The sequence below is a fragment of the Shewanella olleyana genome, assembly GCF_023283825.1.
Taxonomy (GTDB): domain Bacteria; phylum Pseudomonadota; class Gammaproteobacteria; order Enterobacterales; family Shewanellaceae; genus Shewanella; species Shewanella olleyana.
Genome location: NZ_JAKILD010000003.1, coordinates 239,767 through 263,168, shown reverse-complemented (window position 1 = coordinate 263,168; position 23,402 = coordinate 239,767). Strand labels below are relative to the sequence as shown.

The window sequence follows — 23,402 nt, the reverse complement described above, 5'->3', positions numbered from 1 at the left end:
TAACCATTACACGTGCCCAGAAGGGCAGCAATTACTTTATAAAACCACCAATCGCTTGGGATATAGAGAATATCACAGCGATGCCAAAATCTGCGTTAACTGCCCAAGACTTAATGAGTGCACCACAAGCAAAGGGCATAAGAAAGTCATCGCAAGACACGTCATGCAGGACAGTGTCGACAGAGCCAACACGTTGCGATTAACCCCCAGTGGAAAACGGATTTATCGAAGACGATGTGCCACGGTTGAGCGAAGCTTCGCTGATGCGAAGCAACACCATGGGCATCGTTATGCAAGGTTTCGAGGCTTAATGAAAGTGCAAATACAGGGACTGTTAGCAGCCACTGCGCAAAATATGAAGAAAATGGCGTTACTCGCCGCTTTTTTGCATTTTTTTAAGGTGATATTAGCGAATATGAAGCTCATAAGAAGAGAGTTGGGCATCGATAACCAACAATATTGCTCAAGATGTGTTTTTAAATAAACGTCGTGAAATGCGTATAAACCAATAAAATAAAACCCCCACTTTAAAAAAAGTGGGGGTTTGTCATTAATCTGAGGCCGCTTAGCGGCCTTTTTCTTATCTAAAAATTATCTCATTTAGTTTGAAGAGATAACTACTCTGCTTCTTTTAAACTCTGAGTTAGCTCAACGATACCTTTCTTACCATCACCGAATAACATTAGAGCGTTATCCATAGCGAATAGTGGGTTAGGTAAGCCTGCAAAACCAGGGCTTAATGAACGTTTAATCACGACTACAGTACGGGCTTTATCAACGTTAAGAATAGGCATGCCGTAAATTGGGCTGCCTTTATCTTCACGTGCCATTGGGTTGGTCACATCATTCGCGCCAATGACAATGGCTACGTCGGTTTGCTCGAACTGTGGATTAATTTCATCCATTTCGATGAGCTGATCATAAGGCACTTCTGCTTCTGCAAGTAATACGTTCATGTGACCAGGCATACGTCCTGCTACTGGATGAATCGCATACTTAACATCAGTACCACGGCTTTGCAGCACGTTAGCGAGTTCTCGAACAGCGTGCTGAGCCTGGGCCATTGCTAAACCATAACCTGGCACAATCACTACACGTTCAGCTGTTTCAAGCATCATCGCAATTTCATCAGGAGACGTTGATTTCACTTTACCTGCGTAAATTTCATCAGCATCAACCTTTTCACCGCCTTCTGCCATCACACCAAATAACACATTAAACAATGAACGGTTCATTGCTTTACACATGATCTGGGTCAGAATAATACCTGAAGCGCCGACTAAAGAACCTGAAACAATCAGTACCGTGTTGCCAGTGATAAAACCAGTTGTTGCAGCAGCAATACCCGAGTACGAGTTAAGTAGTGCAATAACAACTGGCATATCTGCGCCGCCAATGGGTACAACAAGTAGCACACCTAAAACGACAGCTACGGCTACTAACGCATACATCAAGTTAGTATTGGTTGGGTCCATAACAATCGCAATGGCTAAGCCAATAGCACTTAGCAAAAGGATGGCATTTAATGGCTTATTACCTGGTACTTTAATTGGGTTACCAGAGATAAGCTCTTGCAGCTTGGCAAACGCCACAAACGAACCTGACAAGGTAACTGAACCAATAATAATGGTCGCACCAATTGAGATTAGCGCCACAGTATTAGTCGCTGCTGCAGGGTCAAGAAAACTTGCTGCTGCAATAGCCAGTGAGGCGCCACCACCGAAACCATTCAGTAATGCAACCATCTGCGGCATGTCGGTAACTTTGATTTTGGTCGCCATAAGCGCACCGATTGTGCCACCCACTAGTACACCTGCGATGATCCATTCATAGCTAAGAATACTTTGATCAAACAGGGTCACTACCACCGCAATGAACATACCCATTGCTGATAGCTGGTTACCACGTACCGCGGTACGTGGTTTTGTTAGCCCTTTAATACCTAAAATAAATAAGACTGCGGCAACAAGGTAAGCTAAAAAAATAAATGTTGTCATTGAGTCTATTTCCTTTTGAACATGGCTAACATGCGATTAGTTACCATGTAACCGCCAACCACGTTAATGGTGGCCAGTACAACAGCAATAAAGCCAAGTACATTAACCATGATACCTGCGCCAGAACCTGCAGATAATAATGCGCCAACCAGCGAAATACCTGAAATCGCATTTGAGCCAGACATTAATGGCGTGTGAAGAGTCGGTGGAACTTTAGTGATAAGTTCAACACCTAAAAATACTGCTACGACAAAAAGAGTCAGTAATAATAACAGGGTCATATCCATTATGTTGTCTCCTCAGACGCTGCTTCAGGGGCCACTATTGGGGCTAAGCCCAACAGGTCGCGCAGTCTTGCGCTGCTGACATCATTGCCATGAGCAACAACGGTATCGCGTACAATTTCATCTTCGAAATCAAGTACCAGCTCACCTTCTTTATTCACTAGAAGGTTAAGTAGGTTTTCAACATTTTTACCGTACATTTGGCTGGCATGATTAGCGGCTGTACTTGGTACATTTGACGGGCCTAAAATCATCACACCATTATGCATAATGACTTCATCAACCTGAGTTAACTCACAGTTACCGCCACTTTCAGCGGCTAAATCAACAATGATTGTGCCACTTTTCATGCCATCAACCATTTCTTTGGTGATAAGTACTGGTGCTTTACGACCAGGGATAGCCGCCGTAGTAATCACGATATCTTGTTGGGCTAGAACGTTTGCCATAGCTTGTTGCTGACGCTTTAAAAAGTCATCACTTTGCTCAGTTGCATAACCACCTTTGGTTTCGGTGTTTTCTGCTTCAATATCAAGCTCGACAGGTTTAGCACCAACTGAAATGATTTGCTCGCGAGCGGCTGGGCGGATGTCATAAGCTTCAACAACCGCGCCTAAGCGTTTAGCGGTCGCACAAGCTTGAAGACCTGCTACGCCCACACCCATGATGAATGCGCGAGTCGGTTTTAATGTACCTGCTGCTGTCATCATCATTGGAAATAAGCGCGGCGCTTTATGGGCTGCAAGTAACACGGCCTTATAGCCTGAAATAGTCGCCATTGAAGACAACACATCCATGCTTTGAGCTCGAGTAATACGCGGGATCAATTCAAGCGCGATTGCACTACCACCTGTATTAGCGATGGTTTGGGCATTTTGAGGATTAACTAACGGATCCATCATCCCTATGACCAATTGATGCGGCTTTAACGCAGCACTAATTTCATCAAATTGGTCACCCTTACAGTTTACTACTGTAATGATATCGGCTTCAGTGAGTAGAGCTTCTCTTGAAGAAGCTATCGTGGCTCCAACCTTGACGTAATCGTCATCGGTAAAGCCTGCTTGTAGTCCAGCGCCTGATTCTACGATCACTTGTAGCTGTTTTTTCATTAAAATGGTCACATTGGCAGGAATAAGAGCAACACGTTGCTCACCTGGGTGACTCTCTTTCGGTAGACCTAATTTCAAAAGGACAACCTCTTAGTTATATGTAGGGAAGGGTCGGGTCGTTTGAGCACATAAATTATTTCGACATTCAATACCACAATAGCCCTTTCAAGCTAAAAGAGAACATCAAAAATTCAATCTCAAAAATTTTTTACTTTATTTATTTCTAAAGTGCATCATTCTGGCAATTCTTAGATATGAAACAAGTAAAGAATGCATAAAACCGCATTTTTATCGTGGTCTTACCTAAAAGTTTGCGCTACACCACACTTTTGTAGCCTAAAAAATCGCCTTTGCATATTCCTTAATGGAATAAAAAAGTAATTTTTATTATTTTTTGGTTTTAAGCATTAGGAGTAATCTGATGATATTAAACTGTTATAAGGCCATCTAATGTTGTTAAAAGAACTTTCTTCATTCGCGTCGCCATTGTCTCAAGGACAAGTCGATAAGCTAAAACAGCTCACATCTGAGTTATCTGCAACACAATTAGCTTGGGTTAGCGGCTATTTGGCAGCATCGTCAAACCAAGGCCAAGTTGCGGCGTCACCAGAAACAGCAGCTGCGCAAACAGTAACGATTTTATTTGGTAGCCAAACGGGTAATGGTAAAGCCATTGCAAAAGAACTTGCTGCGCAAGCGACTTCAAAAGGCTTTGATGTCAATTTAGCTTCAATGGCCGACTACAATGTTCGACAGCTGAAGCAAGAAACTATCTTAATTGCGGTTGTTAGTACCCATGGCGAAGGTGAAGCACCTGATGATGCCATTGAGCTTCATAAGTTCTTAGCCTCAAAACGTGCGCCTAAACTTGATCAACTTAACTTTTCTGTGTTGGCACTGGGTGATACCAGTTACGAGTTTTTCTGCCAAACAGGTAAAGACTTTAGTGAACGCTTGACGGCATTAGGTGCTAAAGAGCTATTACCGATTGTTGAATGTGATGTTGACTATGAAGAAGCGGCTGAGCAATGGCAGGAGCAGGTGCTGGAAGTTGTAGAGCCTTTGGTTCAAGCATCAGGTGCAAGTGTCGTTTCAATTGATAGTGCTAAGTCAGTATCTGAAAGTGAATTTACCAAACAAAAGCCTTATGAGGCAGAAATACTACTCAGCCAAAAACTCACTGGCAGAGATTCCGATCGCGATGTTCGTCATGTAGAAATAGATTTAGGTGAATCAGGCATTAGTTATGAAGTGGGTGATGCATTAGGTATTTGGTTTACCAATAACCAAGCATTAGTCAATGAAGTACTCAGTGGTTTATCCCTTGATGCTAAAGCTGAAGTGACTGTCAGTAAGCAAACTCTGACACTTGAGCAAGCGTTAACAGAGAAGAAAGAGCTGACTCAGCTTTATCCTGGTCTTGTGACTGCATGGGCAGAACTTGCTGGTAATAAAGAGCTTACTGCTATCGCTGCAGATAAAGAGCAAACTCGTCAGTTTGTTTTAGGTCATCAATTAGCTGACTTAATAACTTTATATCCTGTTGAAATTGATGCAGCAAAATTAGTTGAGTTACTAAGACCACTGACACCGCGTTTATATTCAATTGCCTCAAGCCAAGCTGAAGTTGAAAACGAAGTGCACTTAACTGTTGCATTAGTTGAAGATGAGCGTGCAGGACAAGCACGATTTGGTGGTGCTTCACACTTCTTAGCCTCTGCTGAAGAAGGCCAATTAGTCAAAGTGTATGTTGAGCCTAATAAGCACTTCCGTTTACCTGAAAACAGTGACACGCCTGTCATCATGGTGGGCCCAGGAACCGGTGTCGCGCCCTTTAGAGCATTCATGCAGCAACGTGCAGCTGACGGTATTACCAGTGATAGCTGGTTATTTTTTGGTAACCCACATTTTGAACAAGATTTCTTATATCAAGTTGAATGGCAGCAATACCTTAAGTCTGGCGACTTATCTCGTTTAGACGTAGCTTTCTCACGTGACCAAGAACATAAAGTGTATGTTCAACATCGCATTGCTGAGCAAGGTGAATCTATTTGGAATTGGCTACAAAGTGGCGCGCATTTCTACATTTGTGGTGATGCTGAGCGTATGGCGAAAGATGTGCACCAAGCATTAATTAATGTGGCGGTGGAATTTGGCGGCCTAGATGAAGCTGGCGCTGAAAGTTACTTAGAAGATTTACGCAGTGCTAAGCGTTATCAAAAAGACGTTTACTAAGCACAATCAAGCGTAGTCTTGATATAGACAATAAGAATAAAGCCGCGTTGGCCAATTGAGCGACCAACGCGGCAAGCATTAAAGAGGCCACATGATGAGTGAGCAAAAGTTAGCAGTAAACGAGTATTTAAAAACCGACAGTGATTACCTGCGCGGCACGATTAAAGAAGGGTTAGATACCCAAGTGACAGGCTCGTTTAGTGATGGCGATCAGCAGTTGATCAAATTCCATGGTTTTTACCAGCAAGACGATCGTGATTTACGTAACGAACGTAAAGAGCAAAAGTTAGAGCCTCTTTATAGTTTTATGCTTCGTGCTCGTGTACCTGGTGGTATTTGTTCTCCTGAGCAGTGGCTAGATGTTGATAAAATTTCTTCAACATTAACCACATCTAACAGTATTCGTTTAACCACCCGCCAAACGTTTCAATACCACGGTATTCCAAAGCGTAATTTGAAAACCTTGATTCAAGGTTTAGATAGAGCTGCGCTTGATTCTATCGCCGCCTGTGGTGACGTTAACCGTAACGTGATGTGTAACCCAAACCCTGTTGAGTCTAAGTTGCATCAGCAAGCCTATGCTGTGGCAAAAGAATTGTCGGATCATTTATTGCCTCATACTCGTGCGTATGCGGAAATTTGGTTAGATGAAGAAAAGCTATTAGATACTGAAACGAATGAACCTGTTTATGGCAAAACATACTTGCCTCGTAAATTTAAGATGGCGGTAGCAGTACCACCGGATAATGACGTTGACGTTTATACCAATGATTTGGGTTTTGTTGCAGTAGCTGAAGAAGGTGAGCTTGTTGGCTTTAACTTGGTTGCTGGCGGCGGCATGGGGTCAACTCATGGTGAAGTTGAAACCTTCCCTCGTTTAGCCGATGACTTTGGCTTTATCAAAACAGCAGATGTGATTAAATTTGCCGAAGCTGTGATGACAGTACAGCGTGATTGGGGTAACCGAGTTAACCGTAAGCGTTCACGTTTAAAGTACACCATTGTTGACCACGGTGTTGCTGAATTTAAAGCAGAAGTTGAGAAACGCGCAGGCGTTAACTTTGAGCCGAAACGTGATGCCGTTATTGGTGATCGCGGCGACCGCTACGGTTGGGTTAAAGGAGTTGATAATAACTGGCATCTGACACTATTTATCGAAAGTGGTCGTATTAAAGATGAACCTGGCCAAACATTGCAAACTGGTCTTCGTGAAATAGCCAAAATTCACAAAGGCGATTTCAGAATGACTTCTAATCAAAATATGATTATTGCAGGTGTGGCGGAACAAGATAAAGCGGCAATTGAAGATCTTGCTCGTCAGCATGGGTTCTTTGGTAAGTTAATCAGTCAAACTCGTGGCCATTCAATTGCTTGTGTTGCTTTGCCAACGTGTCCATTAGCAATGGCTGAAGCAGAGCGTTACTTCCCAGAATTTATCGACCACATAGATGCATTACAAACTAAGCATGGTATTAGTGAGCAAGCAATTGTAGTGCGCATGACAGGATGTCCAAATGGTTGTGCAAGACCGTTTGCAGCTGAAATTGGTTTAGTCGGTAAAGCACCTGGTCGTTATAACTTGTATTTAGGTGCAAGCTTTGAAGGCACACGTTTAAACAAGATGTACAAAGAGAACATTCAAGAAGCTGAAATTCTAGCTGAATTAGATAACTTGTTTGGTTTGTATGTGCAAGAGCGTGATGCGGGTGAAACTTTTGGTAACTTTACAGTCCGTCACGGTATAGTTAAAGCTGTGAATGATGCTGCTAAGGATTTTCATGGATAAGGGGCGAATTGCTTCTTATTTGCTGAGGTTACGACAATGATTAATCAAAATGAGTTATTGGCAGTTTTGTCTGCACCAGAGTCTGAGCAAAAAATTGTACTTGAGCAAATTAATCAATTTTTGTCAGATCTTACAGCACAAGAGCGTATTGCTTGGGGGTTAGCTTATTTGCCTGGTGCACATGCTTTGTCGTCAAGTTTTGGTATTCAATCTGCAGTTATGTTGCATTTAACTAGCCAAGTACAGGCTGAACTACCTGTAATATTGACAGATACAGGGCACTTATTTCCTGAAACTTACCGTTTTATCGATCAGTTAACTGAGCGTCTTAAACTAAACCTTCAGGTTTATAAAGCTGAACAATCTTCAGCCTGGCAAGAAGCAAGATTAGGTAAGTTGTGGGAGCAGGGCCTTGATGGGCTAGATGAGTATAATCGCATCAATAAAGTTGAACCTATGCAACGGGCATTAAGCGAGTTAAATGTGGGCACTTGGTTTGCTGGCTTACGCCGCAGTCAAGCCAGCACTCGAGAAGCTTTGCCAATATTAGCTATTCATGGTGATAGATTTAAGTTACTACCTATCATTGATTGGACGAATAAAGATGTGCATGAATATCTCACTGAGCATCAACTGCCTTACCATCCTTTATGGGAGCAAGGTTATGTGTCTGTAGGAGATACGCATTCAAGCAAACCGTTAGAGCTTGGGATGAGCGAAGAAGAAACTCGCTTTAACGGTTTAAAGCGAGAGTGTGGCTTACATTACGAAATATAGATAATTCTTGTGAGTAACTTATTAATAATCAGTTGCTTGAATTTGGTTTTTTATACCATAGTAATGAATAATAAGCAGATTGCTTTGATGGTGAATGCATAACGTAAATCGTGTTGTTCAACGATTAAAGCCATCAAAATCTTGTCATAAGCTTGTCATGCTCACTGGTTATTATATTCAGTAACTAACAAATGACTCAGGCATAATTTAAGCGTGAGTTAGGCATGATTAACGTTAATTAAGTTTTATTCACTTTTGAGTACTTAATAAAAAGTATGCGCTATATTGGTGCTTCATTTAAGACTAAGGACTGATTTTTTATCTTGTTACATTTTTAGTGAACAATTTATCCACAAAAGTATGCACAAGTTAATTTTATAGTCTAAATTGAGAAGTTCCCGTAGATGGTTTTTGTCGACACATTAGGTTTGTATTTGCAGACCCTGTACCTCCAAAAGCCTAGCTCGTTCAATCGAGCTTCCTTAAGATTGGCTTGCTAGCGTAAGTTCAATCGATTTAGGTTTCTCGGTTAGTCACTTAAAGGGACTAACCGAGAAACCAACCCTTCCATATCTCCTTGTCGTAAATCTTAACTCCAGCGGAATATCTTTGTAAAAACCTCAAACAAGCTCTGTTTTTATATGATCCTGAAATCAATTAATGCTAAGTTATCGCGAAACTTATTAAAAATTGAAGTCTACTAATTTGTCGACTTCATTTGAATATCAACACTTAAGCCAATAACTCTCAAGGAAGAGTGACTTGTTTTAAATTACATGTGATTTATGGAGCTATAAATAATGAAAAAACTCGCAATTGCTGCGGCGGTTATCGCCGTTGGCGCTGGTGCATATGTACTGTCAGGTAAAGATGGTGGTACAACTTCTGATAACGAGATACTTCAGTACATTCCAGCAGATACATTGCTGTTTTCTGGGCAATTGACCCCATTTCCTTTAGAAGATTACTTGTATTCGATGCCAATGAGCGTCAACAGTAAAGTGTCGTTAGAGCAAATTGAACAATCAGGTCCTTACGGTAGTGAACAAGAGCGCTTTTTTGTTAGCTTATATAAAAGTTACTTAATGAGCTTTGAAAACCCTGAGGTCTTTTTAAAGACCTTTGGCTTACCTGCAAATATTGAGTCTTACACCTACACCTTAGGTGCGCTTCCTGTTTTTAAAATTCAAGTGGAAGATGAAAGTGCCATTTGGGCGTTACTCGATAAAGCATCTGCTGAAAGTGGCTTAGTTCATAAGGCTGAATCTGTAAAAGGTCAAGATTACCGCGCATATCCACTTATCGCAGAAGATGAATCTATCGATATGGTGTTCGCTCAAAAAGATGGTTGGTTAACGATTACGTTAAACACTTCATTTAATCAACCTGAGCTGCTTGAAACAGCCCTAGGATTGACTAAAGTTGAAAACCCAATTAGTGAATCAGGCATGCTCGATGACATCGCTTCGACTCATGGGTTCCTTAAAGACAGTATTAGCTTCATCAATCATGTTGAATTGGTTAATGGCATAACATCTAGCGATGGAAATATGTTGGCTAAACAACTGACAAAGCTTGTTCAAATGGAAGGTTCTAATGAAGATCCTTTCGCTGAATTCAAAACGCCAGAATGTAAGGCTGAATTCAATGCTATCGCGGCTAATTGGCCACGTTCTGTGATGGGGCTTAAATCGTTTTCAGTTGACAGAAAAGAAACTAATTTTGATGCTGAAATCGTGATTGAATCGAATAACCAAGTGATCCTAGGCGCATTGACTAAAATGCGAGGCTTTATTCCAAGTTTTAGCCAAAACATCAATGATAACGTTGCTTCGTTAGCTTTTGGTATGGATGTGATGCAACTGGCACCGGCTTTATCTGAGGTTTGGAAAGACCTACAAACCCCGAGTTATCAATGTGAATCATTAGCGCAAATGCAATATGGGATAAGTGAGCAAAACCCTGCAATGCTCGGCATGATGACAGGGATGGCGAATGGCGTTAAAGGTATTAGTACCACAGTCGTAGATTTCTCATTAACTGATGAAAATGGCACTCCAGGTTTCAAGCACTTAGATGCTCTTATTAGTTTATCTGCAGATGATCCTGAAATGTTACTGAACATGGTGCGCCCATTTGTACCGCAATTAGCAAATATTCAGTTAGAGAAAAACGGTGATGCAGTAGATGTTACGCCTTACTTAATGCTGCCGCCTGAAATGGGTGTAACTGCTCAAATGGCGATGAAAGATAATCACTTGGTTATCTTTAGTGGTGATAAAGGCGAGGCATTAGCTGACAAACTAGCGACTGAGAAGTTGGAGGCGAATGGATTAAATAGTGTAGCCTTAGATTACCAAAAGCTACTTAAGCCAGTATTTACGCTTATTGAAGAAAGTGGTGAGCCGATACCTGATGAGCTAGCGATGCTAAAGGATTACGATATGCGTATGCAATTTAGTCTTGATGTTAAAGCTGAAGGTATTTCAATTTCGACGAAAGTAAACAGCACAGCTAAATAACCTGAGATCGGGATAACAACTTGCTTTCTAGAGGTTATTTTTACTGATAACGGCGTTAAATTTGTTTGCAATAGGCCAGCTATAGACGCACAAACTTACCTTGTTCTAAGCAAAAATATCTCTCTAGAATAAGACTGAAAGAAAATATATAACAATTCAACAGTTTAACTAACTTTTTATCCCGAGTTCAGGTTAAATAGGCTATTCATTTCGAAGATCAAAAATTATATCGAAGATCAAAAAAGGTGAACTCTCGGGTTCACCTTTTTTTTGCTTAAAACCTGTAATTTGACAGCTCTTGCGATTAATAGAGCATCAATCTACAAAATATCGTTGATTGAAACCCCGATACCAATGCGCTGATTGTGATGATTGTAATCAATCAAGCTTTCGCCGTAACCATTAAAGTATTGGGCATAGAGCCTTAAGTTACCAAGGATAGGATAACTCCATGTTGCTTCCAAAGCGCCTTTATTTGGACTGTCCAGGTTATTACGACCGGTTAAAGTAAAACGATGCTCACCAAGGCCATAGACCGCTTTAATTTCAAAGTTACCCATATAATCTTCGATATCAGGGTTATCGTCACCCTGAGGAGATTCAGGTGTTTCCTTTTCATCCTCAGGTATGCGATACCAAGCTTTGAAAGCTAACGCGAATGGTCCCCTATCAAACACCATTTCACCATATATTCTATTCCAGCTTCGAGATAAATCACCAGATTTCCCGTTAGACTGATGTACAGCTCCAACTCCCCAGAATGAATTTCTAAGACCAGCTATTTCCCAATCATTATTAAAGAGCATAAATATTTCGGGTTCATGGTTGGTTTCTCTAAATGGTGAAGAAATATCTTTGTTATACACCTGCCAGTACGACTGATTAGTATAGGCAAAAAATAGATGACCATTATCACCAAATATGTTGTACCAAAGTGGAAATTTAAAGCTGATCTGGAACTTTGCTTCTGCATTGTCCAGTACTTCTTCTTCACCTGATGTCAATCTAGCAAATTTATCATATGGTTCTGCATTGGGAGATTTATTGTAGGTATAAGGTAAGATGTAATTAACTTTATGTGGCGTGATAACAAAGCTTTTATCTGATGTTTCAATTTCACTTTGAATTCTTTCATCGACCAAAGAGTCATCTGCAATTATGTTTAAGCTAACAGAAATAAGTAAACAAAAGGCGAATGATTGACCTAGCGCTTTTTTCATCGAAATCCCTTTATTCTTGATATTTTTAGACAGAGTATCATTGTGATAACAAAGGTGAAACAAAACACCTTATTTAGTCATCAAGACAATGTAGAGACTTTATATTACCTCTCATTAATACTTATTTAATTTCAGTGGTTTAAGTCTAATGTCGGATCTCTTTTAGCAGAGTAAACGCAATTGATATAGCTAAATGGAATAAGTGTTAAGTATTATCTATTGTATTTGGAATATGCAAACGGATATATTAAACCTCAATTGAATGCAGTGGGGTTATAGGTAATGGCGTTAGTATCAATACCAGGCCAAGAGGCCAAAGGAAAAGTCTGGTTAGTTGGCGCAGGTCCTGGCGATGTTGAATTGCTGACGGTTAAAGCCTACAGAGTATTAAAACAGGCTGATGCCGTGTTATATGATGCATTGGTTAGCCAAGATATCCTTGATTTAATCCCACAACATGCAGAGAAAATTGCTGTAGGCAAACGTGCTGGTAAACACAGTGCTGCTCAGGATGAAATCAATCAATTACTTGTCACTAAGGCGTTTACTCGTAAAAATGTGGTTCGATTAAAAGGTGGTGACCCTTTCATATTTGGCCGCGGCGGCGAAGAGCTACAAACCTTAGTAGAAAGTGATGTGAATTTTGAAGTTATCCCAGGGATAACCGCTGCAAGTGGTACTGCAGCTTATACGGGGATCCCATTAACCCATCGTGATTACGCACAAGGGGTTTCTTTTATTACAGGACATTGCCAATTAGAAAGCCGTCCAATGGACTGGCAAGGCTATGCGAATTCGAACAATACCTTAGTTGTTTATATGGGTATTTTAAATGCCAATATTATTAGCGATGGGCTAATGAGCCATGGCCGTTCACCTGATACCCCAGTGGCAATTGTTTCTAAAGCCACCACATCATCGCAGCAAAAATTTATTGGTAAGTTAAGTGAGCTGCCACAGTTAGCAGCAGATCCTGCTTTGCAAATGCCAGCCTTAATGATCATAGGTGAAGTTGTTCAATTAGCCGATTCATTGAATTGGTTTAATCCAGCAGCAGATACAGATACTCAAAAATTAATGAATATTAGCTTGTAGCTATATAGACCCTTTTCATTAAAACCTAATAGGCTGAAGTTCATATTCAGTCTTTTTTTACTTATTTGTTTCTTATTGACTGTTTTATTAACAGCAACTGGTAAACTAAAGCGATTAAGTTACATCCTCATTTTTTTTTCATGTCATTGTCATTCAGTTATTATTGAGTTTACTGTGATCTCGGTCTATGTTACTTGGTAGTATCTTATGCTGGGCAAGCGCCTTTTGTTGAATTTTTCCTCTTTTATTGGCGTATAAAACTTTCTGAATTGAAATTTAGTATCGGATATAGATCAAGTTTTCAAGTGTGATCTTATTTTTGCTGTACATTTATTTCACATTTAATTCTTAAGATGTGACTTTAATAGCGGATTTAGCTCACAAAATTATTTATTATGTGGTATCTGAATTTTAAAGGTTACAAGTAATGGCTGGATCCTCAAATCAGGTTATAACAATTAAGCGAGGCCTCGATGTGCCTATTGCGGGACTGCCGCAACAAATCATTGAATCTGCAAAACAAACCTCTCGAGTTGCTATCCTTGGCGAAGAATATGTCGGGTTAAAGCCGACAATGCTCGTTGAAGAAGGCGACATGGTGAAAAAAGGCCAAGCCCTTTTTGAAGATAAAAAAACACCGGGAGTCGTATTCACCGCACCTGCAAGTGGCGAAGTCATCGCAATAAATCGCGGCGAGAAACGCGTTTTACTGTCAGTGGTTATCCGCTGTGAAGGTGAAGAGTCTATTAGTTTCGAGTCGTCTAACGATGTATTGTCATTGTCTAGAGATACGGTGAAAACCAACTTAGTTAATAGTGGACTTTGGACGGCTTTACGCACTCGCCCTTTTTCTCGCATACCTGCGATTGAATCAACTCCGACAGCAATTTTTGTCACCGCCATGGATACCAATCCATTAGCAGCGGAACCCCGGATTATTATTGCTGAGCATCAAGAGGCGTTTAATGTAGGCATGCAAGCATTAACTCGCTTAACTGATGGCAAAGTGATGTTATGTCATGACGAAGGTGAAACGTTGCCAGGGTATGACCTAGACTCAGTTGAGTCATATCAGTTTGGTGGCGTACATCCTGCTGGACTTGTTGGTACCCACATCCATTTATTACATCCAGTGAACATTGAGAAAGTGGTTTGGCACATTGGCTATCAAGATGTGATTGCTTTTGGAAAGTTATTCCAAACCGGTGAGCTGTTCAACGAGAGAGTCGTTGCACTGGCTGGACCGAACGTATTAAAACCTCGGTTACTACGTACTCAACTTGGCAGCGATTTAAGTGAGCTGGTTGAAGGCGAAATTCAAGATGTTCATTCACGTGTTGTGTCTGGTTCTGTTCTTTCTGGCCATACTGCGATTGGGGTTTATAACTACCTTGGTCGTTATCACTCACAAGTATGTGTGCTGTCTGAAAACGCCCGTCACGAACTCTTACCTTGGGTGAAACGCAACAAAGAAAAATTCTCGCTTACCGGCATTATGATGTCTGGCTTTAGCAAAACTAAAAAGTTATTTGATTTCACTACCCATGCTGGTGGTTCTCCACGCGCAATGATGGCTTTTGGTCAATTAGCACGTGTGATGCCATTAGACATCTTGCCAACACTGTTGGTTAGAGATTTAGTGGTAAGAGATACCGATGAAGCGCAGTTACTTGGTGCATTAGAGCTAGATGAAGAAGATTTAGCTCTATGTACCTTTGTTTGCCCAGGAAAGTATGACTTTGGCAAAGAATTACGTGCTTGCCTAGATATCATCGAGAGGGAAGGTTAATGAGTCAGCAACAGAAAAAACCGGGTAAGCAAGAGCGTTATTACGCTCATGGTCACTCGATGAAAAGCTACTTGCGCTCTTTATGGATCGCTCGTGGTCGCAGTACTAAAGGTAAGGTGCATGTTCGAGATGCCATCGATGTAAAGCGTACTATGCATATTGTGGGTATGTGTTTACTGCCGGTATTGTTTTTCGGAATGTATAACTTAGGTTTACAAGCTCAAATTGCTATAGCGGCCGGTGCAATCCAGCCTGAAAGTTGGCAGTTAGCTATATTTTCTGCGTTATTTGGTCAGCTTACCGAGCAATCAGGTTTGATTAGCTTGTTTGCTTATGGCGCAAGTTATTATGTACCGATTTACCTCGCCACTTTAGTTGTGTGCTTATTTTGGGAAGTTATCTTTGCCAAAATGCGTCAACAAGAGCTGCACGAAGGCTTCTTTATAACCGCATTACTGTTTTCCATTATCGTACCGGTATCGACCCCACTTTGGATAATCGCCGTCGGTGTGAGTTTTGGTGTGATTGTGGCTAAAGAGATGTTCGGCGGTATGGGTTACAACTTCTTAAACCCAGCTCTTGCAGGCTACGCCTTTATCTACTTTGCTTATCCAACAGAAGTCGCGGCAATTAGTCAGTTTGTGGCCGTTGATGGTTTTGCTGGGGCAACGACCTTAACGGAAGCGGCTGCAAGTCGCGCTAATTTATATGCAGATGTGAGCTGGCTTGGGGCGTTATCTGATCCTAAGTGGATGGATGCATTTTTGGGCTTCACGCCTGGCTCGATTGGCGAAACCAGTACTTTGGCTATTTTGATTGGCGGCGGCGTACTGTTATTAACCCGTGTTGCTGATTGGCGTGTGGTGGCTGGTGTGCTGTTAGGCATGATAGCAACAGCAATTTTGTTTAACTTATTTGGCCCTGCTAAAAACTCTATCGCTGCAATGCCGTGGACTTGGCACCTTGTTACTGGTGGTTTTGCTTTGGGTATGATGTTTATGGCAACAGACCCTGTAACCGCCTCTTATACTCGTAATGCTAAATATGCTTATGGCGCTTTGATTGGCTTTATGACGGTATTAATTCGGGTACTTAACGTGAAGTTACCTGAGGGCATTATGTTGGCGATTTTATTCGCTAATTTATGGGCACCGCTATTCGATTATCTGGTGGCTCGCGCCAACATTAAACGGAGACTTAAACGTCATGGCCTTTAAGAAAGATACTGTCGCAGGCACGATGATTTTTATTATCAGCCTGAGTTTAGTTTGTTCGTTTATGATCACGGGTACCGTTGAAATTCTTAAGGAACGTAAACTGGTTAAAAAACGTGATGAGGTACAACAGTTCGTTCTTCGTGCTGCTAATGTGGATATTAGTGCAGGCGATTTTCGTGAGTTGTTTGCTGAGCGTGTGACGCCAAAACTGGTGAATCTTGAGTCTGGTGAATATGTCACTCAAGAAAACTTGCTGGATTTCGACGAGCGTATGGCGGCGATTAACCCTGAAACGTCATCTAAACCTGAAAAAGATACAGCCAAGATTAAAACACGCGCTGACAATATCCGTATTTTTGAAGTACGCGATGAGTCTGGTGAGCTGTCTAGTGTGGTCATGCCGATCTACGGAAAAGGCTTGTGGTCGATGATTTATGGTTATTTAGCGGTTAAACCCGATTTAAATACCGTTGAGAACATCATTTTCTATGAGCACGGTGAAACTCCCGGTATTGCAGATTTTGTGACTGACCCTGAATGGACTGATTTATGGAAAGGTAAGCAGTTGTTTGATGAGAATGGCAAAATCTCGATTAAAGTCGTTAAAGGTGGCGCTAAAGAAGGCGATATTCACGGAGTTGATGGTGTGAGTGGCGCAACCCGCACAGGTGTTGGTATTCAGCGCGCTGTTGAGTTCTGGTTTGGTGTTGAAGGTTATCAAACCTTTCTTAAGCAATTTGCAGTTGCGGAGGCTAAATAATGAGTAGTTCAGTATCTACAAAGCAGATCTTAACCTCGCCTATTTTTGCTAATAACCCGGTAGCAATGCAAGTGCTTGGTGTGTGTTCAGCGCTTGCCGTCAGTAACTCAATGCAAACGGCATTAGTGATGACTCTTGCGGTGACCTTTGTATTGGTTATGTCGAATTTAATCATTTCGACCATTCGTAACTTCATCCCAAATAGTGTGCGTATTATCGCCCAAATGACCGTGATTGCTTCGCTAGTGATTATCGTTGATATGGTGCTGCAAGATGTTGCTTATGAGTTATCAAAGCAATTGTCGGTGTTTGTGAGCTTAATTATCACAAACTGTATCATTATGGGTAGAGCAGAAGCCTTTGCGATGAAGTATCCGCCTCATTTAGCGTTAGTCGATGCCTTAGGTAATGCGATGGGTTACGGCGTGATCTTACTGGGCGTAGCCTTTGTTCGTGAGCTTCTTGGACGTGGAACATTATTTGGACACGAGATATTTACCACAATTGAAAACGGTGGTTGGTATCTTGCAAACGAAATGTTCACCCTACCGCCAAGTGCATTCTTTTTGATCGGCGTGATGATTTGGGCGATCAATGTTGTGCAGCGTAAAAGAGGATAATGGCGATGGAACATTATATTAATTTATTTATTCAAGCCGCATTTATCGACAATATGGCGCTGTCTTTCTTTTTAGGCATGTGTACATTCCTTGCGGTGTCTAAAAAGGTTTCAACGTCATTTGGCTTAGGTATTGCGGTTATTGTTGTGATGATGCTGGCTGTACCATTGAACCAAGTCATTTATGTCAATGTACTTGCACCTGGTGCACTCGCTTGGGCTGGGTTTCCAGAGTTAAATTTAAGCTATTTGCAGCTGATCACTTTCATCGGTGTTATTGCAGCTTTAGTACAAATTTTGGAAATGTTCCTTGAGCGTTATATTCCGACACTGTATCAATCGTTAGGTATTTTCTTACCACTATTAACCGTTAACTGCGCGATTTTTGCAGGGGTTATCTTTATGGCGAATCGTGACTACAACTTGGTTGAGTCAATGGTATTTGCAGGTGGTAGTGCTGTGGGTTGGGCAATGGCTATTATTTTGTTGGCAGGCCTACGTGAGCGTATGAAGTTCCATGCTATCCCTCTGGGGTTGCAGGGGATCGGCATTACCTTTATTACCACAGGTTTAATGGCATTGGGTTTCATGTCATTTGCTGGTATTACCTTATAGTGCGGTGCATAACAATGACAATGCAATCGAATATGAATTCTCTGAGTGATGACAAATTGTTGAGAAGGTACATTTAATGGAAATGGCAATTGGCATAGGCATGTTTACCATAGTGGTAAGTTTGCTAGTAATGGTAATTTTATTCGCCAAAAGTAAGTTGGTGAACACCGGTGATGTCACCATTGGGATTAATGGTGAAGCTGATAAAAGTGTCCGTACTCCAGCAGGCGACAAGCTATTGGGCGCTTTGGCGGGCAAAAATATTTTTATTCCGTCAGCTTGTGGCGGCGGTGGTACTTGTGGACAGTGCCGCGTCACAGTGAAGTCTGGTGGCGGTGATATTCTAGCGACTGAACTTGACCATATTACTAAGAAAGAAGCGAAAGAGGGCTGCCGTTTAGCCTGTCAGGTTGCTGTGCGAACTGATATGGAGCTTGAAGTTGACGAAGAAATCTTCGGCGTCAAAAAATGGCAGTGTGAGGTTATTTCTAATGATAACCAAGCAACCTTTATTAAAGAATTATTGCTTAAAGTCCCGGAAGGTGAAGAGGTACACTTTAAAGCTGGCGGTTATATTCAGATTGAAGCGCCAGCCCATGAAGTGAAATATGCAGACTTTGATATTCCAGCGCAATATCGTGATGACTGGGAACGTTTTGAATTGTTCAATTTAGTTTCAAAGGTTGATGAAGACGTTTTACGTGCTTATTCAATGGCGAATTACCCTGATGAGCAAGGGCGAATTATGTTGAATGTGCGTATTGCAACGCCGCCAACTAATGATTTACCACCAGGGAAAATGTCATCGTTTATCTTTAATTTGAAAGCGGGTGATAAGGTCACTATTTCTGGACCATTTGGTGAGTTCTTCGTGAAAGAAACTGAAGCTGAAATGGTGTTTATTGGTGGCGGTGCTGGCATGGCGCCAATGCGTTCACATATTTTCGATCAGCTTAAGAGTAAAAAGACTCAACGTAAAATGACGTTCTGGTACGGGGCACGCTCAGCAAGAGAGATTTTCTATCAAGAAGATTTTGATATGTTAGCTGCTGAAAATGATAATTTTGAATGGCATGTGGCGTTATCAGATCCTTTACCTGAAGATAACTGGCAAGGCTACACGGGCTTTATTCATACCGTGCTACTGGAAAATTATCTTAAAGATCATAAAGCGCCAGAAGATTGTGAGTTCTACATGTGTGGCCCTCCAATCATGAACTCTTCAGTTATCAGCATGCTAGAAAGTTTAGGTGTTGAAGAAGAAAATATCTTACTTGATGACTTTGGTGACTAATTCTAACTATACAATAGAACTTAGCTAAAACATCGATAGTTATTTAAAAAGCAGAAACCATGGTTTCTGTTTTTTTATGCTTGTTTCTCGGGAGTTATCTGCTAGCCTAAATAACTTCGCTAGGCTAGCGATACAACAGCAATCAAGATTCATTTCTTGCCCGTCTTATATTTGTATTACCTTCTTGCTTAAGCCACTTCTCTAATAAAATTTAATGTAGTGTTGTAATGCTACGCCATTGCAAAATTGTGTCGTTAAAGTTTTTAATAAGTTGTTGCGTAATTGTTTATTAACGCGCTTGTAAGCCTTTATCTGTCTATACCTATTGCTTGTTACAAGAAGCATCTGATACTGTCAAAACAGCATAATGAATCAACAACAAGACTTCATCTGCATTTGTTACATGCAATGTAACGACCAGTAAATAACAATTAAATGGGACTCATGTTTTGAACTTAAAAATGCTTGGCTCAATAGCCATTGTGGCAGGAACTGCGATTGGCGGGGGTATGTTAGCTTTACCCCTTGCGACAGCAGCATTAGGTATTATGCCTGCAATTTTATTGCTGGTAGTGATTTGGGGATTATCAGCATATACCTCATTATTGATGTTAGAAATTAATTTACGTGCAGGTGTCGGTGATAACGTACATGGCATTACTGGTAAAACCTTAGGTAAAGTGGGTCAGTTAATCCAAGGTGCTTCTTTTTTGAGTTTATTATTTGCACTGACGATGGTGTATCTAATGGGCGGTTCTTCGTTGCTTGAGTCTCGCTTAGAGCCGCTTCTTGGTGTTGATTTAAATAACCAAGTATCGGTACTGTTATTTACTTTGATTTTCGGTGGTTTCATTGCCGTTGGTGTGACTTGGATTGATAAAGTCTCAAGGGTGTTATTCACTGCGATGGTGGTGCTATTAGTTCTTGTTGTCGCCTTCTTATTACCTGAAGTGAATATAGTTGCTTCATTGACTAACTTCTCGGCCAATGTGGCTGAAGGCGATAAACTTGATCAGTTATGGCTAGCAGCTATTCCTGTGGTATTCACTTCATTTGGTTTCCATGTGTGTATCGCAACGATTGTGCGCTACCTTGATGGTGATGCCATATCTCTTAGAAAAATTCTACTGATTGGTTCAACTATCCCTCTATTCTGCTACATATTATGGCTATTAGTGACCTTAGGTACTTTAGGTGGAGAAACCGTTCATGGCTTTGAAGGCTCTTTACCTGAGTTAGTTTCAGCGCTTCAAGGCGTTGCTCAGTCTGCCATTGTTAGCCAGTTTATTGATTTATTCGCAAACCTTGCTTTAGTTACCTCTTTCTTGGGTGTCACTATGAGCTTGTTCGATTACGTTGCAGAGCTGACTCGAGCTAAAGATGATATAGGTGGACGAGCTAAAACTTGGCTGATTACATTTGTACCACCATTATTGTGTGCATTGTATTACCCAGATGGTTTCTTCCAAGTGCTCGGTTTTGCTGCAATTCCTTTGGTTGTGATGATTATTTTCTTACCGATTGCAATGGCACTTAAGCAACGTAAAGCACAAATGGGTGGTTATGAAGTCAGTGGCGGAAACCTTGCTTTAGGCATTACAGGCTTATTAGGTGTGCTAATTGTTCTTGCTCAGTTGATGGTTGCGCTAGGGTAAATAGACCAATATATTTGCTATATAAGAACTAGAAAGGAAATAACAATGTAACGGAGTTTTACAACCGCTATTATTCACTTCTTTCGATATGATAAAGTCAGGCTATATGCCTGACTTTTTTATGGGGTAAACCAGCATGGCTAACCTTCCTTTAGCAAGTGATATCTTGTCTATATTGCTTGTGTTAGAAGGTTTACTGTAATTGGTATAAAAGAATAATAAGCAAAATGTGTGCTAACTAAAAATGGAATTATTATAATGAAAACATGGTTATTAAGTGCTGCAATTTTGGCATCATTTGCCTCTCAAGCAGATGAAGGAATGTGGCAGCCATATCAGTTACCTGCGATGGCTGATGAGTTAAAAGCTAAAGGGTTAGAAATTGATGTTAACTCAATTTCAAAATTAACCGAGTATCCGATGAATGCAGTGATCAGCCTAGGTGGTTGTACAGCATCATTTGTTTCACCTAAGGGATTAGTTGTCACTAACCATCATTGTGCTTACGGCGCTATTCAGTACAACTCAACGCCTGAAAAGAATTTATTAAAAGATGGTTTTTTAGCAAAAACCTATGCTGAAGAATTACCAGCAACGCCGGGTTCACGTATTTTTGTCACTGAAGAAGTGACTGATGTGACTGAACAAGTTAAATCTGGCGAAATGAACAAAGTCGGTAATGACTTTTATAAAGGCATCGAGCAAAAAGAAAAAGCACTGGTTGCTGAATGTGAAGCTGAAGACGGCTACCGTTGTAAAGTATATAGCTTCCATGGTGGACTAGAATATTACCTCGTTAAACAAATGGAAATTCGTGATGTTCGTTTAACATACAACCCAGCGGGAAGTGTGGGTAAGTACGGCGGCGATATCGATAACTGGATGTGGCCACGTCATACCGGTGACTTTTCTTTCTACCGCGCTTATGTGGGTAAAGATGGTAAGCCTGCTGATTTTAGTAAAGACAATGTTCCTTACGAACCAAAAAGCTTTTTAAAAGTATCAGCTAAAGGCGTAAGTGATGGCGATTTTGTCATGGTGGCAGGTTACCCTGGCCGTACAAACCGATACCGAACAGCGAATGAAGTCGAGAATCAATTTGAGTGGGCTTACCCAGAGGGTAAAATCCTTCGTGAAAGCTTAATCGATATTATTAAAACAACTGCTCCTGAAGGCAGTGATGAGCGTATTAAGTATGAAAGCTCTATCGCAGGTCTAGCTAACTATGCCAAAAACTTTACCTCAATGATTGAGTTTTACGGCAAATCACCAATGCTTGAAGAGCGTAAAAATCTTGAGCAAAAGTTATCTAAGTGGATTAAAGCTGATAAGAAGCGTCAGTCTCAATATGGCGAAACGCTGGCTGAATTAGATAAATTAATTGCCAAGAGCCAACAAGATCAAGAACGTGATTTATTGATGAGCTACATGGGCTATAGCACTATGCTGAGCACTGCTAGCCGTTTATATCGCCTAGCTAACGAAAAAGCCTTACCGGATATGGAGCGTGAGCCTGGTTATCAAGAGCGTGATATGACTAACTTCACCTCAGGCATGGAGCGTATTGAACGTCGTTATGCTGCAAGTGTGGATAAAGCCATGCTTGCGGATTTAATCAAACGTTATGCTGCGTTGCCGACTGAACAGCGTCTACCTGCATTTGATAAAGCGTTCGCGATTGGTAAAAAGTTCGATGAAGCTAAGTTCACTAAGAACCTTGATAAAATGTACGCTAAAACGACACTATCAGATAAAGATACCCGCTTAGCCTGGATGGATAAGTCTGTAGCAGAGTTCAAAAAATCGAAGGATCCATTCATTCAATATGCTGTTAATACTTATGATGAAAGAATGAAGCGTGAGCTCGATAAAAAGCAACTTGCTGGTGACTTAATGAAAGTTCGTCCTCAGTACATGGACGCAATCATTGCTTATAACCGTGAATTAGATAAGCCTGTTTATGCAGACGCTAACTCTAGCTTGCGCGTTACTGTGGGTAATGTAAAAGGCTATAGCCCACAAGATGGTTTAGTGGCAGTACCATTTACGCGTTTAGAAGGAATCGTAGCTAAAGATACGGGTGTTGACCCATTTGATGCTCCAGCTAAGCAGCTTGAGCTAATTAATCAAAAACAGTACGGCGATTACTATGTTAAGTCGCTTGATTCTGTACCAGTTAACTTCTTATCAACCCTTGATACAACAGGTGGTAACTCAGGTTCTCCGACACTAAATGGCCGTGCAGAACTTGTTGGACTGCTGTTTGATGGTGTTTACGAGAGTATTATTGGTGACTGGGGTTACGATCCTGAAACGAACCGTTCAATTCAAGTGGATAGCCGTTATATGCTTTGGGTTATGAAGTATTTAGATAACGCTGATAACTTACTTGAAGAGATGGAAATCGTAAAATAACGTTATATCA

General features: G+C 41.1%; 18 protein-coding genes. 14 read left to right on the top strand and 4 right to left on the bottom strand.

Features of this window, described 5'->3' with window-relative positions:
- Positions 1-484, top strand: a 484-nt coding sequence (locus tag L2735_RS03800) for a transposase (protein WP_248983427.1), incomplete at its 5' end; no start/stop codon positions are given.
- A 133-nt stretch (positions 485-617) separates the two neighbouring features.
- On the opposite strand, the gene L2735_RS03795 is transcribed toward L2735_RS03800, so the two are convergent.
- From L2735_RS03795 to L2735_RS03785, 3 genes are read right to left on the bottom strand one after another with little or no spacing between them, the layout of a single operon-like run.
- Entirely contained in the window at positions 618-1,997 is a 1,380-nt protein-coding gene (locus tag L2735_RS03795; RefSeq protein WP_248983426.1) for an NAD(P)(+) transhydrogenase (Re/Si-specific) subunit beta, read from the bottom strand.
- Between the two features lie 5 nt (positions 1,998-2,002).
- The gene (locus L2735_RS03790; RefSeq protein ID WP_055025191.1) at positions 2,003-2,278 is read right to left on the bottom strand and encodes an NAD(P) transhydrogenase subunit alpha part 2; all 276 of its coding nucleotides are present in this window, start codon (positions 2,276-2,278) and stop codon (positions 2,003-2,005) included.
- Positions 2,279-2,283: 5 nt separating this feature from the next.
- Entirely contained in the window at positions 2,284-3,471 is a 1,188-nt protein-coding gene (locus tag L2735_RS03785; protein ID WP_248983425.1) for a Re/Si-specific NAD(P)(+) transhydrogenase subunit alpha, read from the bottom strand.
- Between the two features lie 372 nt (positions 3,472-3,843).
- Here L2735_RS03785 and L2735_RS03780 point away from each other — a divergent pair, with 372 nt between their 5' ends.
- From L2735_RS03780 to L2735_RS03765, 4 genes are all read left to right on the top strand, one after another.
- Positions 3,844-5,628, top strand: a complete 1,785-nt coding sequence (locus tag L2735_RS03780) for an assimilatory sulfite reductase (NADPH) flavoprotein subunit (protein WP_248983424.1) — start codon at positions 3,844-3,846, stop codon at positions 5,626-5,628.
- 94 nt (positions 5,629-5,722) lie between these two features.
- Entirely contained in the window at positions 5,723-7,414 is a 1,692-nt protein-coding gene (gene cysI, locus L2735_RS03775; protein WP_248983440.1) for an assimilatory sulfite reductase (NADPH) hemoprotein subunit, read from the top strand.
- 36 nt (positions 7,415-7,450) lie between these two features.
- Positions 7,451-8,191, top strand: coding sequence for a phosphoadenylyl-sulfate reductase (locus L2735_RS03770; protein ID WP_248983423.1), 741 nt, complete (start codon positions 7,451-7,453; stop codon positions 8,189-8,191).
- Positions 8,192-8,991: 800 nt separating this feature from the next.
- Complete coding sequence (locus L2735_RS03765; RefSeq protein ID WP_248983422.1) at positions 8,992-10,713, top strand: hypothetical protein; 1,722 nt, start codon at positions 8,992-8,994, stop codon at positions 10,711-10,713.
- 320 nt (positions 10,714-11,033) lie between these two features.
- Here L2735_RS03765 and L2735_RS03760 read toward each other — a convergent pair whose 3' ends face one another.
- Positions 11,034-11,933: a phospholipase A gene (locus L2735_RS03760; protein WP_248983421.1), complete on the bottom strand. Its 900-nt coding sequence runs from the start codon at positions 11,931-11,933 to the stop codon at positions 11,034-11,036.
- 282 nt (positions 11,934-12,215) lie between these two features.
- Between L2735_RS03760 and cobA the strand changes: the two genes are divergently transcribed.
- The 9 genes from cobA (at position 12,216) to L2735_RS03715 (ending at position 23,392) form a co-directional block, all read left to right on the top strand.
- Entirely contained in the window at positions 12,216-13,028 is an 813-nt protein-coding gene (gene cobA, locus L2735_RS03755) for a uroporphyrinogen-III C-methyltransferase (RefSeq protein ID WP_248983420.1), read from the top strand.
- 427 nt (positions 13,029-13,455) lie between these two features.
- On the top strand, positions 13,456-14,817 hold the full coding sequence (locus L2735_RS03750; protein WP_248983419.1) for a Na(+)-translocating NADH-quinone reductase subunit A: 1,362 nt from the start codon (positions 13,456-13,458) through the stop codon (positions 14,815-14,817).
- Complete coding sequence (locus L2735_RS03745; protein ID WP_248983418.1) at positions 14,817-16,034, top strand: NADH:ubiquinone reductase (Na(+)-transporting) subunit B; 1,218 nt, start codon at positions 14,817-14,819, stop codon at positions 16,032-16,034. Before L2735_RS03750 ends, L2735_RS03745 begins: the two co-directional genes overlap by 1 nt.
- Positions 16,024-16,794 (top strand): Na(+)-translocating NADH-quinone reductase subunit C, encoded by a 771-nt coding sequence (locus L2735_RS03740; protein ID WP_248983417.1) that lies wholly within the window; start codon positions 16,024-16,026, stop codon positions 16,792-16,794. Before L2735_RS03745 ends, L2735_RS03740 begins: the two co-directional genes overlap by 11 nt.
- Positions 16,794-17,414 carry an NADH:ubiquinone reductase (Na(+)-transporting) subunit D gene (locus L2735_RS03735; RefSeq protein ID WP_220753431.1) on the top strand — a complete coding sequence of 207 codons (621 nt, stop codon included), beginning with the start codon at positions 16,794-16,796 and terminating at the stop codon, positions 17,412-17,414. The genes L2735_RS03740 and L2735_RS03735 overlap by 1 nt, the downstream gene beginning before the upstream one ends.
- Before the next feature lie 5 nt (positions 17,415-17,419).
- Positions 17,420-18,028 (top strand): NADH:ubiquinone reductase (Na(+)-transporting) subunit E, encoded by a 609-nt coding sequence (nqrE, locus tag L2735_RS03730; protein ID WP_055025195.1) that lies wholly within the window; start codon positions 17,420-17,422, stop codon positions 18,026-18,028.
- Positions 18,029-18,104: 76 nt separating this feature from the next.
- Positions 18,105-19,322 carry an NADH:ubiquinone reductase (Na(+)-transporting) subunit F gene (gene nqrF / locus L2735_RS03725; protein WP_248983416.1) on the top strand — a complete coding sequence of 406 codons (1,218 nt, stop codon included), beginning with the start codon at positions 18,105-18,107 and terminating at the stop codon, positions 19,320-19,322.
- 449 nt (positions 19,323-19,771) lie between these two features.
- A complete protein-coding gene (locus L2735_RS03720; RefSeq protein ID WP_248983415.1) occupies positions 19,772-20,977 on the top strand; it encodes an amino acid permease in 1,206 nt (401 codons plus the stop codon).
- Positions 20,978-21,235: 258 nt separating this feature from the next.
- Positions 21,236-23,392 carry a S46 family peptidase gene (locus tag L2735_RS03715; RefSeq protein ID WP_248983414.1) on the top strand — a complete coding sequence of 719 codons (2,157 nt, stop codon included), beginning with the start codon at positions 21,236-21,238 and terminating at the stop codon, positions 23,390-23,392.
- The last annotated feature ends 10 nt before the right edge of the window (positions 23,393-23,402 follow it).

Excerpts from the sequence above, each read along its gene's own strand:
- L2735_RS03770 (WP_248983423.1), top strand. The coding sequence starts at position 7,451 with ATGATTAATCAAAATGAGTTATTGGCAGTTTTGTCTGCACCAGAGTCT.
- cobA (WP_248983420.1), top strand. The coding sequence starts at position 12,216 with ATGGCGTTAGTATCAATACCAGGCCAAGAGGCCAAAGGAAAAGTCTGG.
- L2735_RS03765 (WP_248983422.1), top strand. The coding sequence starts at position 8,992 with ATGAAAAAACTCGCAATTGCTGCGGCGGTTATCGCCGTTGGCGCTGGT.
- L2735_RS03740 (WP_248983417.1), top strand. The coding sequence starts at position 16,024 with ATGGCCTTTAAGAAAGATACTGTCGCAGGCACGATGATTTTTATTATC.
- L2735_RS03745 (WP_248983418.1), top strand. The coding sequence starts at position 14,817 with ATGAGTCAGCAACAGAAAAAACCGGGTAAGCAAGAGCGTTATTACGCT.
- cysI (WP_248983440.1), top strand. The coding sequence starts at position 5,723 with ATGAGTGAGCAAAAGTTAGCAGTAAACGAGTATTTAAAAACCGACAGT.
- L2735_RS03780 (WP_248983424.1), top strand. The coding sequence starts at position 3,844 with ATGTTGTTAAAAGAACTTTCTTCATTCGCGTCGCCATTGTCTCAAGGA.
- nqrE (WP_055025195.1), top strand. The coding sequence starts at position 17,420 with ATGGAACATTATATTAATTTATTTATTCAAGCCGCATTTATCGACAAT.
- L2735_RS03735 (WP_220753431.1), top strand. The coding sequence starts at position 16,794 with ATGAGTAGTTCAGTATCTACAAAGCAGATCTTAACCTCGCCTATTTTT.
- L2735_RS03790 (WP_055025191.1), bottom strand. The coding sequence starts at position 2,278 with ATGACCCTGTTATTATTACTGACTCTTTTTGTCGTAGCAGTATTTTTA.
- L2735_RS03750 (WP_248983419.1), top strand. The coding sequence starts at position 13,456 with ATGGCTGGATCCTCAAATCAGGTTATAACAATTAAGCGAGGCCTCGAT.
- L2735_RS03795 (WP_248983426.1), bottom strand. The coding sequence starts at position 1,997 with ATGACAACATTTATTTTTTTAGCTTACCTTGTTGCCGCAGTCTTATTT.
- nqrF (WP_248983416.1), top strand. The coding sequence starts at position 18,105 with ATGGAAATGGCAATTGGCATAGGCATGTTTACCATAGTGGTAAGTTTG.
- L2735_RS03715 (WP_248983414.1), top strand. The coding sequence starts at position 21,236 with ATGAAAACATGGTTATTAAGTGCTGCAATTTTGGCATCATTTGCCTCT.
- L2735_RS03760 (WP_248983421.1), bottom strand. The coding sequence starts at position 11,933 with ATGAAAAAAGCGCTAGGTCAATCATTCGCCTTTTGTTTACTTATTTCT.